Source organism: Pseudomonas salmasensis (assembly GCF_014268375.2).
In the GTDB taxonomy this organism is placed as follows: Bacteria; Pseudomonadota; Gammaproteobacteria; order Pseudomonadales; family Pseudomonadaceae; genus Aquipseudomonas; species Aquipseudomonas salmasensis.
This window is the reverse complement of record NZ_CP077083.1, coordinates 5,389,270-5,404,140: the sequence shown is the minus strand read 5'-3', so window position 1 is coordinate 5,404,140 and position 14,871 is coordinate 5,389,270. Positions and strand designations below refer to the sequence as shown.

Genomic DNA, 14,871 nt, shown 5'->3' with positions numbered 1-14,871 from the left:
CTTAACTAGAAGCCCATGCTCAGGTGTTCAGCGATGGGGCCCAACGCCAGTGTCGGCAGGAAAGTCAGGCCGCCCACCAGCAAAATGGTCACGGTCAATAGGGTGACGAACAGCGCACCGTGGGTGGGGAAGCTGTTCTGGCCAATCGGTGCGGCCTTCTTCATCGCCAGGCTACCGGCCAGCGCCAGTACCGGGAGGATGTAGCCGAAACGGCCGATCAGCATGCCCAGGCCGAGCATCAAGTTGTGGAACGCAGTGTTGCCACCCAAGCCCGCAAACGCCGAACCGTTGTTGGCGCTGGCCGAGGTGTAGGCATAGAGCAACTGGCTGAACCCATGGGGGCCAGGGTTACTGATGGCGCCCGCCGGGCCGGGCAAGCTGGCAGCGATGGCACTCAACACCAATACGCCGACCGGCATCACCAGCAGGGTCACCACCAGCAATTGCACTTCCTTGGCCTGGAGTTTCTTGCCCAGGTATTCCGGGGTGCGGCCGATCATCAGGCCGGAGAGAAACACTGCAATCAACACGTTGAGCAACATGCCGTACATGCCCGCACCGACACCGCCGAAGATCACTTCGCCGACCATCATGTTCACCAGTGCCACCATCCCGCTCAGGGGGCTAAGGCTGTCCTGCATGCCGTTGACCGAACCGTTGGAGGCCGCGGTGGTGGTCACCGACCACAGCACGGTGCCGGTGGTGCCGAAGCGTGTTTCTTTGCCTTCCAACGGTGCGGTTTGCTCCACCGCCGGGTTGTTCAAGGTTGGGTTGGGCTGGTACTCAGACCACAGCGACGTCGCGCCGCCGATCAGGAACAGCGCCAACATGCACGCGAGAATCGCACGGCTCTGGCGCAGGTCCTTGACGTAGTGGCCGAAGGTAAACACCAACGCCACCGGGATCAGAATGATCGAGGCCACTTCAAACAGATTGGCCCAGGCGGTCGGGTCTTCAAACGGATGCGCCGAGTTCACCCCGAAGAAGCCGCCGCCGTTGGTGCCCAGTTGCTTGATCGCAATCTGGCTGGCGGCCGGCCCCAAGGGAATCACCTGGTCCACGCCCTGCAGCGTGACGGCATCCACATAGTGGGCGAAGGTTTGCGGCACGCCCTGCCACACCAGAAACAGTGCGAGCACCAGGCACAACGGCAGCAGGCCGTAGAGGGTGGCGCGGGTCATGTCGACCCAGAAGTTGCCCAGGGTCTGGGCAGATTTGCGCCCTATCCCACGGCATAAAGCAACCAGGACCGCGAGGCCGGTCGCCGCACTGACGAAGTTCTGCACCGTGAGGCCGGCCATCTGGCTCAGGTAACTCAAGGACGCCTCGCCGCTGTAGTTCTGCCAGTTGGTATTGGTCATGAAACTGACGGCAGTGTTGAACGCCAGGGTCCATTCCTGGCCCGGCAATTTCTGTGGGTTCAGTGGCAAGGAGCCTTGGAACAACAGGATCGAGAACAGCAACAAGAAGCCCGCCAGATTGAACGCGAGCAAGGCCAGCATATATTTCTGCCAGCTCTGTTCCTGCTGCGCATCCACGCCCGAGAGGCGGTAACAGGCCTTTTCAACAGGCCCCAATACGGGCGTGAGCCAGGTGCGCTGGCCTTCCATCACCTTGTAGTAGAACCGCCCCAGAAACGGTGCCGGCACCAGTACCACGGCGAAGAAGGCGATGATCAGCCAATAGTCATAACTGTGCATAGCCCGCTCCTAGTTCCGATCCGCGCGTAACAGCGCAACCAGCAGATAAATGAACAGCGCCACGGCCAATAGCAGTGACACCCCGTCCAGAACGCTCATGGAAGTCTCCCCCTTCGTGCGGCGATTGCCGCGTGTGGGGGCATTGTCCGCAGGAGCGGTGTAAAGGAACGAGAGCGAGGGGCTGTGTGGGGCGTAAAGACGGCGTAAAGAGTGGGTTTATGCGGGTTTTACAGGGGCCTTATCGGGTAATCACACAAGGTGCCAGATTAATGATCGAGAGCACATCGACCATTGCACTGCCACCTTTTGACCCACTGTGTGATTTACAGAGGTGTGAACACGTCGGAAATCCCCCCAGGCACCGAGGCGATGTTGGGATTTACCTGCGAATCTTTAAGCACCGACACTTGGTACTCAGGCAAGCCAGACCTACCCTCGAAGTGCGACAGCGTTGCCTTGCTCTGGCCTTTTCTCAAGGTCATTTCCAGGGCAGCTTTCATCTGCGCCTCGTCGGTGAATATCGCAAGACCGTAGTTAGGGTCAAAATAGAACCATGTCTTGTTGCCATTCGGATCAACCACCACACGGGCCATGAAACCATGGTCAGGGCTGCTGATTAACAAGGTTTTGGTTTCGCTGCTATTGGCCAAATCGGAAATGATAGCGGTGTAGGGAACCTGTTTAAGTTCACTAGATTGGTGATATTTAGTTTCGATTTTCTCTTGAAGCCGGCTCAGCTTACTACGGAAGTTGTCGACTTGAGTGGCGCGCAGTTGTTCGGCATCGGCTTTCGCCGGGTCCAGTTTTCGCAACTCTGCAATCTCATCGCGCGTAGGCACGGGGCGCATCGCTTGGCTTAGATTCTCAAGAAAGATCTCGTGTTTGCCCTGTTTGAGGGCTTCTGCCATCAACGTAGACAGCGCCGCACACTCACCCTCCGACAACAAGTCAGCTCGACTGAGGTACAACCCTTGCGGAATACCTTTGATCACAATAGGCGGGCGGGCGTCTTTAAAGCCAATGTCTTCGCTGAAACGTTTAAAGTTTCGCTTGCTCGCCTGTTCTCTAATTTTTTCCATATGCCTGACCAGGTAACCCATTTGTTCGGATGTGCGTCCGGGTACGATAGCCAGCTCTGCGACCTGATCGAGAGTCAACTTTTCCGTCAACTCGTCCAACCCGTCCGGCCGCGCTGAGCGATACCCTTTCGCATAGCCTTCTTTATCAATGATGGCCGCATTGAGATGGGCCATTTTAAACTTATCAGGCAGGTCTTTCAGATCTTCTATTCGTTTTGTCAGGCTGCCGAGTTGAGCCGGCGTACGAGGCTGGGCGACGGCTAGACGTTTTAACTGCTCGATCGTCATCGCTGGAGAGTAGCCATAGACGGCTTGCGGGTTTAACTCTCTCCACCCCCTGGAATACGTGGTGGGGTCTTTACTTTTTGCCTCGGCTATCGCCGTAGTGTAGTCAGCGCGAAAGTTCATGTTGGGCGGCACAGGCGGCGCCAACGTGTTTGCTATACTTTGCCACGATAGATAATCAGAGAATCCTTTGATTTCCCCTTTGATTGCAGCGAGCTCGGGCTTGAAATCTGTTGCCGTACCATAGGGGCGACCGCTGAGGGGGTCATAGAGGCTCCATTTACCATTCTGGAACACCGCTGGTCCGTTTAGGGTCTGCTCGCCCACCTTGAAGGTACCGTTGGCTACCGCATCATAACGCTTACTGAGGTTGATCAACTCCGGTGAGCTTAAAGTCGTCTTGAAGGAGCGCAGATTGTTTCTTAGATGGCCGAAGCCCTCTGCGACCACTTTCCCGCCCCCCCTGATCAAGTCGCCGACACCGCTAAACGGGTTGAGCTCACTTAACAGGGTAGTGCCCATTATTTTAGTGACCTTTAAGCCTTTTTTCAGCGCCTTGCCCCCTTTGGCCAGCACTTTCCCGGCTTTGGCGGCGGCGCCGACTCCCGCGGTGATAAAACCGAGCACGTCAAATGCAACATCCGTGATTCCCTCACTATAGTTTCCGTCTATAAAGTTGACGATTGCCGATCGGAAGGGAATAAGGTCGAGAAGAAAGTCAACAACAGCGCCTGCCTGCTCCTTATCTTTCTCGAGGGAGGTCATTCCCATGGCATTTTTCAGAATGGCCGGATCATCGAGGTTCAGCGCTTTAACAATCGAATCGGCAATATGATGCGCTCGTTCGTCGCGAAACAGATAAGGTGCAGAGGGAGTGGGCGGCCTGGCTTCATCAAGAGGCGCTCGTTTAGAGTCATCCCCTTGTTCCGCAAATTGACCAAACGGGACAAACTTTAAAACCGTATTGCCGAGATCAACCGCCTTGGTTAATTTTTTATCAGGGAAAAACTCTTCGACTTTAGAAACCTCATTCTGAATGTACTCAGGCTTGCGCGGAACCGGAATATCACCCAGTTTTTTAATCAGGCCTTTTTCCGTATCGAATTCATACTTACTGGTAGTGCCGTTGTATTTTGCGGTCACTATTATCTTTTTGCTCGTATGAAACAGCGTATCGCTAACCGTCCCAATTTTATAGCTTTTCTCTTGGTAATATTGAATCTCTCCAAAACTGAGAACTTTCTTATCCTCAGGCGGAAGATTGCTCAAGGCATTAATAATCGATAGCTTTTTGACAGTCTTATGGTTGGCCGTTACCGTTGAAAATGCCTCATCAAACGCTTTCTTTATAGCGTATTCCGGGCGTTTAGTGAACGCGATGAACGTGTCCAGATCAATACCGTCGCCCTCTATAATGTTTTCCCAGCTGTTATCCAGACTCACGCCTTCCATGACGAGATCGAGCATTGAATAACGCGTTTGAGGAATATAGGACGCATCGCCAACATAGGACGCGAGGGACTCGGGTTTGACGAACTTTGGTTCCTCGAATGATACGTTGTCGCCGAACGTTTTTCGGAGCAACGCCAACGCCATCTCTCGACGGTTTGGCAAGGGCGTGTCCAATAACGTGGAGGCTTTTTGCAGTTCTATTTGCTGATGGTTGAAGGCCGTTTGCGCTTTGTTGATGTCATCCTGGGTGTAAAGCAGGTCTTGCTTCAGGTCGAGAATGTTGTGAGACACGGCCCAGTTGAGCAATACCCCTGTTTGCGCAGACTCGGGAGCAGGGCCTCGAGCGTCGGCTGCGATCATCACCTCGGCAAAGGTCATATGGGCAACGCTGCCGGGGGACTGGGCTTCGATTGCGGCCACTGCAATGCAAAGGTTTGCCCACGCCAGGCTGCCGTATACCACGCCGTCAGGAATATCTTTGACCAGTAATTGCGGCGCTGCCCGCATCAGCAACAGGTGCGCACCCGCTTTGGCCATCGTCGGTGATACGCGCCCGGTTTCAATCAGGTGCTGGCTCAGACCCTCGACTATGACCGAGAAGGGTCGACCCCAGTACTTTTTGTCGGTCAGATTGAAACCGGCTACCCAATTTCGATGCGGCCTGGTGAGAGACTCCGGGTCCAGCGCCAGAGTCATGAGTGCCAGCGTATAGTCATTGACACTGATGTCGGTGGAGATGCCACCCACGTTGGCTTGCATCGCTCGTCCCAGCGCATGCCCTTGCGGGGAGCCAACGAGGGCTTCCAGGGTCTTCACCGGATCCTGCAATACTTCCTGAGAGAGCGGTTGGCGCTTGTTCAGGTAGTCCAGCAGCCCCATCTGCGTGCTGGCGTTATAGTCGCTGGCGACGGCCCGCACCGTCTGCTGCTCAAGGGCACTCATAGGAATCGGCCAGGACAGGCCGCCGCCGAAATTGCCTAACGGGTGCTGCTGGGCCCTTGCCGTTGCCGTTTGCGCCAGGGAAAACAGCTCGTCCAGGGTCTTGGGCAGAGGCAAGTCATTTTCGTTGATGAATGCCTCCAGGCTGATCGACTTGCCCGGTTCGCGGACAGATGACTGGTAATGAGCAGAGTCCGGGGCAATCCTCATCGGCGTACTGTTCAAGAGGGCCGATATGTCCTGCGGCGTGGCATTTTCCGGTAGCGCCTGGCCGGCCTGGTTAAGCTGTTGTGCCAAGTACTGCCAGTTGCTGCGGTTCGCCTTGCGTTGCTGCATCACCTGACGATTGTCCTGCTCGCTCAAACGCTCCTGCAGCTTCTCATTGCGTGCCCGCAGAACGTTGTCGGCGCCAAAATGGGGCGCCAGGGTAGACGCCTGCTCCAAGTTCTTGAGCGTTTGCGGTCGTTGCCAGGGGTCCGTTTCGGCTTCACGGCCACCGCCGCCGAATAGCCCTTGCAGTTCGGCATTTACCTGCTCCTGCTGACGTTCGAGCAGTTGCGGCACGCCGGCGGCAATGACGTCTGTGGTGAGTGGAACAAGGGTTTGACTCAGTGCGTTTTCCCAACCAGGCATGAGGTTTTGCTCAACCGAAATGGGCAAACTCTGCTTGGCCTGTTGCGCGGCATAGGTGTTGTCGCTGAGGCGCTGGCGCCAGGCTTGCAGGGCTTTGGCCGGGCTGTCGAATACCTCATAGCCATCGCGGGGGGTATAAAGCACCGTGAGGCCGTGTTGCTCGCTGGGCGATAGCGCCCTGTTGGTGTCCGCGTTATTGAACGGGCGCTGTGTCGACGAACCATCACTACGGGTGATCAAAAAGGCACCTGCCATCAACGTACCGTCGGGCTTTGGCGTATCAAGCTTGAGCGGATACACCCCGGGCCGCTCCCCATCCGGCATAGCGCTTTCCCGCGCCGCCAGAGTCGGGTACTCAATCGCTTGGTCGATCAGCGCTTTGGCGGCCGGGAGCATTGTGCCTTCTTCTACCTGAAGCGCTGCAAGGGTAGATAACATCTGCCGTTGAATACGCAGTAACTCGCTTTGCCGTGCCTCAGGGATCGCTTCGCCAGGGCGTGTTTCCGTCCAGAATCGGGCTAGGCTGGAGGGCAGCTCTTTTTCGATGGCTTGGGCAATCGACAGCAGGCTGCCGGCAGCGTCCAGCTCTTTATCGCGTTCGGCCGGCGCGCGCCCCAGATAAAAACCGGAGTCTGTGGAGGCGGGGCTTGTAGAGGCGTCTGAGCCACCGAGCCCCTTGGACGTCTTGAGCGCGTTAAAGAGCGCCTCAGTGGCAGGCTCTACAGAGAGCAATGTCCGTCGCCCCTGCTCATCAGTGTGATAGCGATGAAAATACAGTTTAGTGACGTCCAGCGGCGTCTGTTTGTAGAGCGCCGCGGCGAGTTGTTGCTCAATGACGCTCGCAAGTGTCGGCTGCTGATCCATCAGTGCCTGGACCTGCTGATTCAGTGCTCGAAACTGATGAATCAACTGAAGGTGTTGCTCACTTGCTTGCCGGTCACTTTTCAAGTCAGCCGGGGTCACGTTGATGGGGGCAATGCCCTCTACGTGAGGAATCGCTGATGGCTCATTTACTGGCGATCGGGCATTGGCCCCGGGCAATAAGTCGTTATGCGAGAGGGGCAAATCCCGGCGCGCATGAAGGGCGGTCATAGCTGAAGTCATTTTGGCTATCTCAGAGGTATTAACCCATGTGTCCTTGGCGATTCTTCGTGTAACACTCTTCCTGAATGGGCATCGCATAGTGAAAACCGAGCATTGAATGGTTCCGGCAAGGCTGACCAGCATTCGTAAGCAAGCGTAAATGGGCCGCCTCACACCGCCTTGACTACGACCAGGTCGAGGACCAACCCATGCACCACCGTCAGGTGCTGGCAGGTGAATCCACGGGGCGGGCGCACCTGACTGGTGCGCATCGAAAAATTTCAAACACTAAAGCATCCTCCAAGCGACACGGGCACGGCTTTACGACCTAGCCCCCTGGCATGGCACGCCTGCTGCAACACGCTGAATCATTTCCAACGGTTCAGGGAGCGCAGCACAATGAACACACAACTCAAACCCACCTTGGGTACCTTGCATCTCTGGGGCATTGCCGTGGGGCTGGTGATCTCCGGTGAGTATTTCGGCTGGAGCTACGGCTGGGGCGTCGCCGGTACCCTGGGCTTTCTGGTGACCTCGTTGATGGTCGCTGCGATGTACACCTGCTTTATCTTCAGCTTCACCGAACTGACCACCGCGATTCCCCACGCTGGTGGGCCGTTTGCCTACAGCCGACGCGCTTTTGGCGAAAAAGGCGGCTTGATTGCCGGCCTGGCCACCTTGATCGAGTTCGTCTTCGCCCCGCCCGCGATTGCCTTGGCCATTGGCGCGTACCTGAACGTGCAGTTCCCGGCACTCGACCCCAAGCACGCCGCCGTCGGCGCCTACATCGTGTTCATGGGCCTGAACATCCTCGGGGTGAAACTCGCCGCCACCTTCGAGTTGGTGGTCTGCGTGCTCGCCGTCGCCGAACTGCTGGTGTTCATGGGCGTGGTCGCCCCGGCCTTCAGCTTCAGCCACTTCGCCCTGAACGGCTGGGCCGGTTCCGACACCTTCGGTGCCCCGGCGATTGCCGGGATGTTTGCCGCCATCCCCTTCGCCATCTGGTTCTTCCTCGCCATCGAAGGCGCCGCCATGGCTGCCGAAGAAGCCAAGGACCCCAAACGCACGATTCCAAAAGCCTACATCAGCGGCATCCTCACCCTGGTGATCCTGGCCATGGGCGTGATGTTCTTCGCCGGTGGCGTAGGCGACTGGCGCACCCTGTCGAACATCAACGACCCACTGCCCCAGGCGATGAAGACCGTGGTGGGCGACAGCTCCGGCTGGTTGCACATGCTGGTATGGATTGGCCTGTTCGGCCTGGTGGCGAGCTTCCACGGCATCATCCTCGGCTACTCGCGCCAGTTCTTCGCCCTGGCCCGTGCCGGTTACCTGCCGTCCTTCCTGGCCAAACTCTCACGCTTCCAGACGCCGCACCGAGCCATCCTCGCCGGCGGCGTGGTGGGTATCGCCGCCATCTACAGCGACGGCCTGATCAACCTGGGCGGCATGACCCTGACCGCCGCGATGATCACCATGGCGGTGTTCGGTGCCATCGTCATGTACATCATGAGCATGCTCAGCCTGTTCAAACTGCGTAAGACCGAACCACTGCTGGAACGCACCTTCCGCGCACCAGGCTACCCCATCGTGCCGGGTATCGCGCTGGTACTGGCGCTGGTGTGCCTGGTGGCGATGGCCTGGTTCAATGCCTTGATCGGGCTGATCTTCCTGGGTTTTATGGCGGTGGGTTTCATCTACTTCCAGATGACCGCACAAGACCGCGTCGATGCACCGGCAGATGCGATGTTGACCGGACAATAGCGCCTATGAGGCAGAACGGGCCTACACTGAACTACTCAGAAAGCCCGTCACTCAAAGCAGTGATTACCGTGGGAAAATTCTCCCACGACCCTCTGCTTCAAGGAGCGTCTTATGCCGTGGTATGCATGGTTGATTATGGTAGTAGCGATCGGATCGATCGTCGGTGGCCTGATGATGCTGCGTGACAGCGCCAACAAGGTGGAACTCACCGACGAACAACGTAAACGCGTAGCCGAGCGCAATGCCCAGGCAGATGCCAAGGATGCGCAGGATCGCTGAATATTGGGTTATTCCCAATCCGCCTTGGCAATATGCAAGCCGTGCTGCCCTTTATAGGCAGCACGTTCCGGTTGGCTCCAGCCATTGAGCAAGTCATCCTCCAGCTTGTAGATCTCGACGCCCAACGGACGACACACCGTCAACGGGTCCTGCGCCTCCGGCCCCCACATCGGCAACGACAAATCCCCACCCGGGCACGTCGACAACGCACACAGCAAATCAATCTCGGCAAAGAACTCCAGGTAATCACCCTTCTGCGCCGGACAGGCCTTCATAAAATACATGTCATCGTGATTGAGACCCGTGCACTGGAAAATATTCAACACGTCATGCACATCGAATTCCGTCAGCCCGTGGGGCAATACCGCACGGGTCAGGTTCGAGTGGCAATGGTGATGAAAGTCCTCCCCGGTCAGCATACGGTTCACATAGGGGTCGCACCGCGTGCCCAACAAATCGTGCAAACGCCCACCGTGTTCATCAATGCCGTAGCTGGCCAGGCTGTCATCGGTGATCGTGACCAAGGGTCTTAGAAAAGGCAGGTTCGACCACAACCGATCATGGGTGCTGACATGGGCACCTTGCAGCTGCCGAGTGCGCGCGGCCCACAAGCGTTCGCGTGGGTCGTTGGCGTTCCAGACATTAAAGTCCCCCACCTGCGGCCCCACAGGTGTGGTCACACGGAACACATGCCCAGCCGGCACCTTCCACGCCCTCCCCGTCCGAATCGGCACCTCAAACTGTTCGATCAACGTACGCTGGCCTTTCTGATCACGAATACGCTCATAAAACGCCGTATCCACCTGCAACGCCGAACCTTTGCTGACCTGATACGCGGCGGGATAGTCTTTGTACATGGGGCACTCCTCCATCAAGGTTGATCAAACAAGGCGAGAGAAAGGCGTTCCGAGTCATCCAGGTACAGACTCATCGCCTCGCTGGCGGCCTGGGTTTGGTTGCGGGTTAGCAATGTGTATATCTCATGGTCACGCTCCAGCCAGGGTGACTGGAACCGCTGCTCATCCGGCGCGGCGCAGAACGCCAGACGCAGCTGGGCTATTACCTGGGCGAAGAACTCGTCGAACAACGGGCTGCCCATCAACGCGACGATCTGCTGGTGAAACATAAGACTGTGAGTGGCTACGGCTCGCCAATCTTCGCGCTCCCGGGCCAGAGTGGTGGCGTCGATGGCGTTTCGCATAAGCGTCGATTGAGCGTCCGTCAGCGGCCCGCTTTGCGCAATCGCCTGCAACTCCAGGGTGCGACGGACGACGAAGAGGTCGCGTACTTCTGCTCGCTCCAAGCGCCGAACCATGACGCCCTTGTTGCGGACATAGCGAGTAAGGCCCTCCTGGCCCAGACGATGCAGCGCCTCGCGAATCGTATTGCGGGATGCGTTGTAGGCTTTGACCAGGTCGGCCTCGATCAGCGGCATACCTGGTAACAGCCGGCCGCCGATGATATCGGCGCGCAGCTCCAGGGCGATCTGGTCGGCTAAGGATAGGGTGAGTGGCATCGTTACCTCGAGATTGTTGAACAATCACTGAGGAAGAGGTAACCACGTTTCGTGCCAACGCTGCCTGAGAGTGGAATCGCAAGGTCCGTTAGTTAAAGGAAAGGCCGGTGTACGACCGGCCCTCCGCGCTGTTTTCACACCCTTAATTAATAACCAGCCTGTCGCGATTCTTTTCCAGCAATGCCTTGCCGATACCTTTCACTTCCAGTAACTCATCCACCGCCGTGAAAGGGCCGTTGCTCTCGCGATAGGCGATGATTGCCTTCGCCTTGGAAGCACCAATGCCAAACAGATCGCGACGCAGGGTTTCGGCGTCGGCGGCGTTGAGGTTGACCTTGGTGGATTGCTCGGCCTTGGTCATCTGGGTGGAGATGGGGGTTGGGGGTTCCGGCTTGATGGACGGCGCAGCGGTGGTGGCGACGGAGAGGCTGGTGAGGAAGGCGAAGATGAGGGATGAGAGGTAGAGGTTTTGCATTGGTGACGCTCCATGACATCGGTAAGAGAAAAAGCAGCTTTTCCGAAGCTGCTTTTCAAAATTAGATGATGCTGGGAGAGAGTCAAAAGCGAGTCGGTTACAGAGTGTGTTTAACCACTCCCTCAAACACAAAGAAGCCATTTCCAATTGGATGGCGCGACGCTTTCGGCAGAAAAAGCCGTCTCCAAAGCCGCTGATCAAACCAGTAAATGAGCCGAAAAATTCACGAATGAAGCGCGTCGCATGGCTTTCGATGTGCGGTGTACCACGCCAACCGTCCGTCAAATAAAAAACACACCGAAAAAAATGGAAAATCGTTTGCCTTTCCGAGAAACTATTAAACTTTAAGCCCAAGGCAGATAGAGCAAAAATGAGCGACTCCAAAGACTACTTCGTACACTCTCATGCATTGTGTGAATCGGCACACATTGGCAAAGGCTCGAGAATTTGGGCGTTTACGCATATCTTGCCCAACGCAAAAATAGGAACAGATTGTAATGTCTGCGACCACGTCTTCATTGAAAACGACGTTACTATTGGAGATCGCGTTACGATCAAGTGCGGTGTACAAATCTGGGACGGTATAACAATTTCCGATGACGTATTTATTGGCCCGAATGTCACGTTCACCAATGATATATACCCGAGAAGCAAGGTCTATCCTGAACGCTTCGATCGCACTGTAGTAGGTAAAGGTGCGTCCTTGGGTGCCAATTGCACCATTTTGCCTGGTTTAGAGATCGGTGAAAATGCAATGGTGGGCGCTGGGGCTGTAGTGACCCGGTCGGTGCCTGCCAATGCAACCGTTGTAGGTAACCCGGCAAAAATAATAAGCGCCCACGCCAAAAAAAAAGTTTAGCGCTTCACTCTTGTGACTCATAAGCCGGTCAACGACCGGCTTATTACTAGCAAACAAGTAATCGAAGGCTCGACATACTAACTACCATGCCAGCCCCAACATGAATATTTAATTCACGGTTCAAGGCGCCGTTGTTGGTAGATCCAATCAACAATCTCACCATCCGGAGTATAGCCACTGACAGTGTCACGTAACAGTTGGCGAACACGGCTATAGTCATCCTGCTCAACTGCTGTGAGCAATTCCGTCAACTTGTCCTTTAGCGTCTCCCAAGGCAAATGATCCTCGTTGGCGCTCATGATCATTGGATGCTGCGTTGCCACCACGTTGTCACCGATCAATAACTCCTCGTACAGTTTTTCACCAGGACGCAAGCCCGAGAACTCGATAGCGATGTCACCGTGAGGGTTCTTGTCAGAACGCACACTCAACCCGGACAGATGAATCATCTTTTCGGCCAGCTCGACAATCTTCACGGGTTCGCCCATGTCGAGGACGAACACATCCCCTCCAAGGCCCATGGACCCAGCTTGTATGACCAGTTGCGCCGCTTCGGGAATGGTCATGAAGTAGCGGGTTATTTTCGGGTGGGTAACCGTTAACGGACCGCCAGATTTGATCTGCTTGTGGAACAACGGGATTACTGAGCCGGAAGAGCCCAGGACATTGCCGAATCTCACCATCGTGAAGCGGGTTTTATTCACCCGGGAGACATTGGACTTGTCACCGAACAGCACGGGGGCAAGCTCACGACTCAAAGCTTGAAGGGTGAGTTCAGCCAGACGCTTGGTGCTACCCATGACATTGGTTGGTCGAACAGCCTTATCCGTCGAGATCAGGACAAAATTCGATGCGCCAGCCTGAAGTGCCGCTTGGGCGGTGTTCAGTGTGCCAATAACATTATTCAACACACCTTCTGCAATGTTGTGCTCGACAATGGGTACATGCTTATATGCCGCCGCGTGGTAAACCGTGTCGACACGCCAGGTCTTCATCACATCAAGCAACTTTGCCTGATCACGCACGGACCCCAATATCGGGAGTAACTTGACCGGCAATGAATTCCGGGTAATACGCTGTTCAAGCTCAGAAAGAATGCTGTAGAGATTGAACTCACTGTGCTCGAACAACAGCAGGGTCATAGGCTTGAGCTCGAGAATTTGCCGGCACAGCTCAGAACCAATTGACCCGCCCGCACCGGTTACAAGCACATTCAGCCCTTTGATACAGTGCTCGAGCAGCTCATCTTGGGCAGGCACCGAATCACGGCCGAGCAAGTCAGCGATATCGACTTCTTGAATATCGTCAACTTTGACTCGACCGCTGGCGAGGTCCATGAAACCGGGAACGCTGCGAACGTGGAGTGGGAAGCCCTCCAGAAAACCAAGAATCTCACGGCGCCGCCCACGGCTTGACGATGGAATGGCCAAGAGAACTTCCTGCGCTCCCGTGACATCGATCATGCGCTGGATATGCTTGGACTTATAGACTTGAAGCCCGGAAATGACACGATCGGAGATAGTGGTATCGTCATCGATGAATGCCACTGGCCGCATAACGCGCCCCATGCGCAGTGCCGCGACCAGTTGATTGCCCGCCGCACCGGCACCATAGATCGCGACACGTGGAAGGCCGTCTTCACGGCTGGTAAAAGGCACATGCTGTGCCGCCGCAAACCAATCGCCCAAAAAGTACTGGCGCATGATCAAGCGCAAACCGCCGACCATGATCAAGCTTAACCACCAATAGTTGAAGATGATTGAGCGGGGCACGACATTTTGATGGTTGCTATACCAATAGACCACGACACCTAGAATCAGTGATGAAAGACTGACAGCTTTGATAATCGCTACCAGTGCATCATTGCCAAAATAGCGCATGACAGCACGATACATACCAAATCGAATGAAAAGCGGAATAGCCACCACCGGTGCAGCCAAGAAGAGCCAAAGATGCATTTTGACCGGGTTGATCATCTCATCAATGCCGAGGCGAACAACAAACGCCATCCACAACGCCAGAAAAACCAGGACAACGTCCGCAACTACCTGTATCAGTCGTTTCTTGTGACGAGGCAGTTTCAATAGCCAAGTGCGCAACCGGTTAATCATGATTCACCTACGGTCCTTGCGTTAGATCAAAATTCTTGTCGACCGCGCAATAAACGCAGAACAAAAAACACACTGTACGGTGCCTGCCTGAACAAGCCAGCCATATACGTCCTACAGCTTCAATGGGAAACGCCATCGCGCTTGAGGACCTTTAAAGCTGTCAAAAACAGGATTTTCAGATCGAAAAACAAGCCCATATTTTTCGCGTAATAGGCATCATAGCCAACCTTAACCGGTATCGGCAACTCGTCCCGTCCGTTCACCTGCGCCCAGCCCGTGAGACCCGGTCGGATGAGATGTACGCCTTGTTCGGTACGCAAGGCAATAAGATCTGCCTGGTTGAAAAGCGCCGGCCTAGGCCCGACAAAACTCATGTCACCCGCAATGATGCTCCACAACTGAGGCAACTCATCCAGGCTGGACTTTCTTAGGAAATTTCCAATCGGCGTAAGGTACTGAGCCGGGTCCTGCAGCAAATGCGTGGCGACCGCTGGGGTTCCTGTGCGCATTGAGCGAAACTTTGGCATCTTGAAGACAGCATTATTCCTCCCTACCCGATCGGACCAATACAGAGCAGGTCCTTTTGACGTCAATTTTACCGCGACGGTAACAAGTACAATCGGGATGAGGAGTATGAGCAATGCAAAAAAGCTCAGCAAAAGATCAAAAAAACGCTTCATGTTGAACACCAACCTT

At 55.6% G+C, this 14,871-nt stretch carries 11 protein-coding genes; 3 read left to right on the top strand and 8 right to left on the bottom strand.

All coding sequences use genetic code 11. The annotated features are described in order from the left end of the window. Positions 1–5: 5 nt before the first annotated feature. The 3 genes from kdpA to HU731_RS24325 form a co-directional block, all read right to left on the bottom strand. The gene (gene kdpA, locus HU731_RS24335) at positions 6–1,700 is read right to left on the bottom strand and encodes a potassium-transporting ATPase subunit KdpA (RefSeq protein WP_186606103.1); all 1,695 of its coding nucleotides are present in this window, start codon (positions 1,698–1,700) and stop codon (positions 6–8) included. A gap of 9 nt (positions 1,701–1,709) precedes the next feature. Beyond that, positions 1,710–1,799: a K(+)-transporting ATPase subunit F gene (gene kdpF / locus HU731_RS24330; RefSeq protein ID WP_003218754.1), complete on the bottom strand. Its 90-nt coding sequence runs from the start codon at positions 1,797–1,799 to the stop codon at positions 1,710–1,712. Positions 1,800–2,023: 224 nt separating this feature from the next. Further along, positions 2,024–7,180: an Mcf1 protease effector domain-containing protein gene (locus tag HU731_RS24325; RefSeq protein ID WP_186606102.1), complete on the bottom strand. Its 5,157-nt coding sequence runs from the start codon at positions 7,178–7,180 to the stop codon at positions 2,024–2,026. Positions 7,181–7,570: 390 nt separating this feature from the next. Between HU731_RS24325 and eat the strand changes: the two genes are divergently transcribed. Then, positions 7,571–8,935: an ethanolamine permease gene (gene eat, locus HU731_RS24320; protein ID WP_047710375.1), complete on the top strand. Its 1,365-nt coding sequence runs from the start codon at positions 7,571–7,573 to the stop codon at positions 8,933–8,935. A gap of 111 nt (positions 8,936–9,046) precedes the next feature. Further along, entirely contained in the window at positions 9,047–9,214 is a 168-nt protein-coding gene (locus HU731_RS24315; protein WP_003172675.1) for a DUF2897 family protein, read from the top strand. Positions 9,215–9,222: 8 nt separating this feature from the next. On the opposite strand, the gene HU731_RS24310 is transcribed toward HU731_RS24315, so the two are convergent. The 3 genes from HU731_RS24310 to HU731_RS24300 form a co-directional block, all read right to left on the bottom strand. Continuing rightward, positions 9,223–10,071, bottom strand: a complete 849-nt coding sequence (locus tag HU731_RS24310) for an urea carboxylase-associated family protein (RefSeq protein ID WP_186606101.1) — start codon at positions 10,069–10,071, stop codon at positions 9,223–9,225. A gap of 14 nt (positions 10,072–10,085) precedes the next feature. Then, positions 10,086–10,730 (bottom strand): GntR family transcriptional regulator, encoded by a 645-nt coding sequence (locus tag HU731_RS24305; protein WP_186606100.1) that lies wholly within the window; start codon positions 10,728–10,730, stop codon positions 10,086–10,088. A gap of 142 nt (positions 10,731–10,872) precedes the next feature. Beyond that, positions 10,873–11,205: a ComEA family DNA-binding protein gene (locus HU731_RS24300; protein ID WP_124377029.1), complete on the bottom strand. Its 333-nt coding sequence runs from the start codon at positions 11,203–11,205 to the stop codon at positions 10,873–10,875. A 370-nt stretch (positions 11,206–11,575) separates the two neighbouring features. Between HU731_RS24300 and HU731_RS24295 the strand changes: the two genes are divergently transcribed. Beyond that, on the top strand, positions 11,576–12,064 hold the full coding sequence (locus HU731_RS24295) for an acyltransferase (RefSeq protein ID WP_186606099.1): 489 nt from the start codon (positions 11,576–11,578) through the stop codon (positions 12,062–12,064). A gap of 113 nt (positions 12,065–12,177) precedes the next feature. Here the strand turns inward: HU731_RS24295 and HU731_RS24290 are convergent, their stop codons facing one another. After that, positions 12,178–14,175 carry a polysaccharide biosynthesis protein gene (locus HU731_RS24290; RefSeq protein WP_186606097.1) on the bottom strand — a complete coding sequence of 666 codons (1,998 nt, stop codon included), beginning with the start codon at positions 14,173–14,175 and terminating at the stop codon, positions 12,178–12,180. A 119-nt stretch (positions 14,176–14,294) separates the two neighbouring features. Further along, a complete protein-coding gene (locus HU731_RS24285) occupies positions 14,295–14,855 on the bottom strand; it encodes a sugar transferase (RefSeq protein WP_186606095.1) in 561 nt (186 codons plus the stop codon). Between the last annotated feature and the right edge of the window lie 16 nt (positions 14,856–14,871).

Bases quoted from the DNA above. Each gene is read 5' to 3' on its own strand.
- kdpA (WP_186606103.1), bottom strand. From the start codon at position 1,700: ATGCACAGTTATGACTATTGGCTGATCATCGCCTTCTTCGCCGTGGTA.
- kdpF (WP_003218754.1), bottom strand. From the start codon at position 1,799: ATGAGCGTTCTGGACGGGGTGTCACTGCTATTGGCCGTGGCGCTGTTC.
- HU731_RS24325 (WP_186606102.1), bottom strand. From the start codon at position 7,180: ATGACCGCCCTTCATGCGCGCCGGGATTTGCCCCTCTCGCATAACGAC.
- eat (WP_047710375.1), top strand. From the start codon at position 7,571: ATGAACACACAACTCAAACCCACCTTGGGTACCTTGCATCTCTGGGGC.
- HU731_RS24315 (WP_003172675.1), top strand. From the start codon at position 9,047: ATGCCGTGGTATGCATGGTTGATTATGGTAGTAGCGATCGGATCGATC.
- HU731_RS24310 (WP_186606101.1), bottom strand. From the start codon at position 10,071: ATGTACAAAGACTATCCCGCCGCGTATCAGGTCAGCAAAGGTTCGGCG.
- HU731_RS24305 (WP_186606100.1), bottom strand. From the start codon at position 10,730: ATGCCACTCACCCTATCCTTAGCCGACCAGATCGCCCTGGAGCTGCGC.
- HU731_RS24300 (WP_124377029.1), bottom strand. From the start codon at position 11,205: ATGCAAAACCTCTACCTCTCATCCCTCATCTTCGCCTTCCTCACCAGC.
- HU731_RS24295 (WP_186606099.1), top strand. From the start codon at position 11,576: ATGAGCGACTCCAAAGACTACTTCGTACACTCTCATGCATTGTGTGAA.
- HU731_RS24290 (WP_186606097.1), bottom strand. From the start codon at position 14,175: ATGATTAACCGGTTGCGCACTTGGCTATTGAAACTGCCTCGTCACAAG.
- HU731_RS24285 (WP_186606095.1), bottom strand. From the start codon at position 14,855: ATGAAGCGTTTTTTTGATCTTTTGCTGAGCTTTTTTGCATTGCTCATA.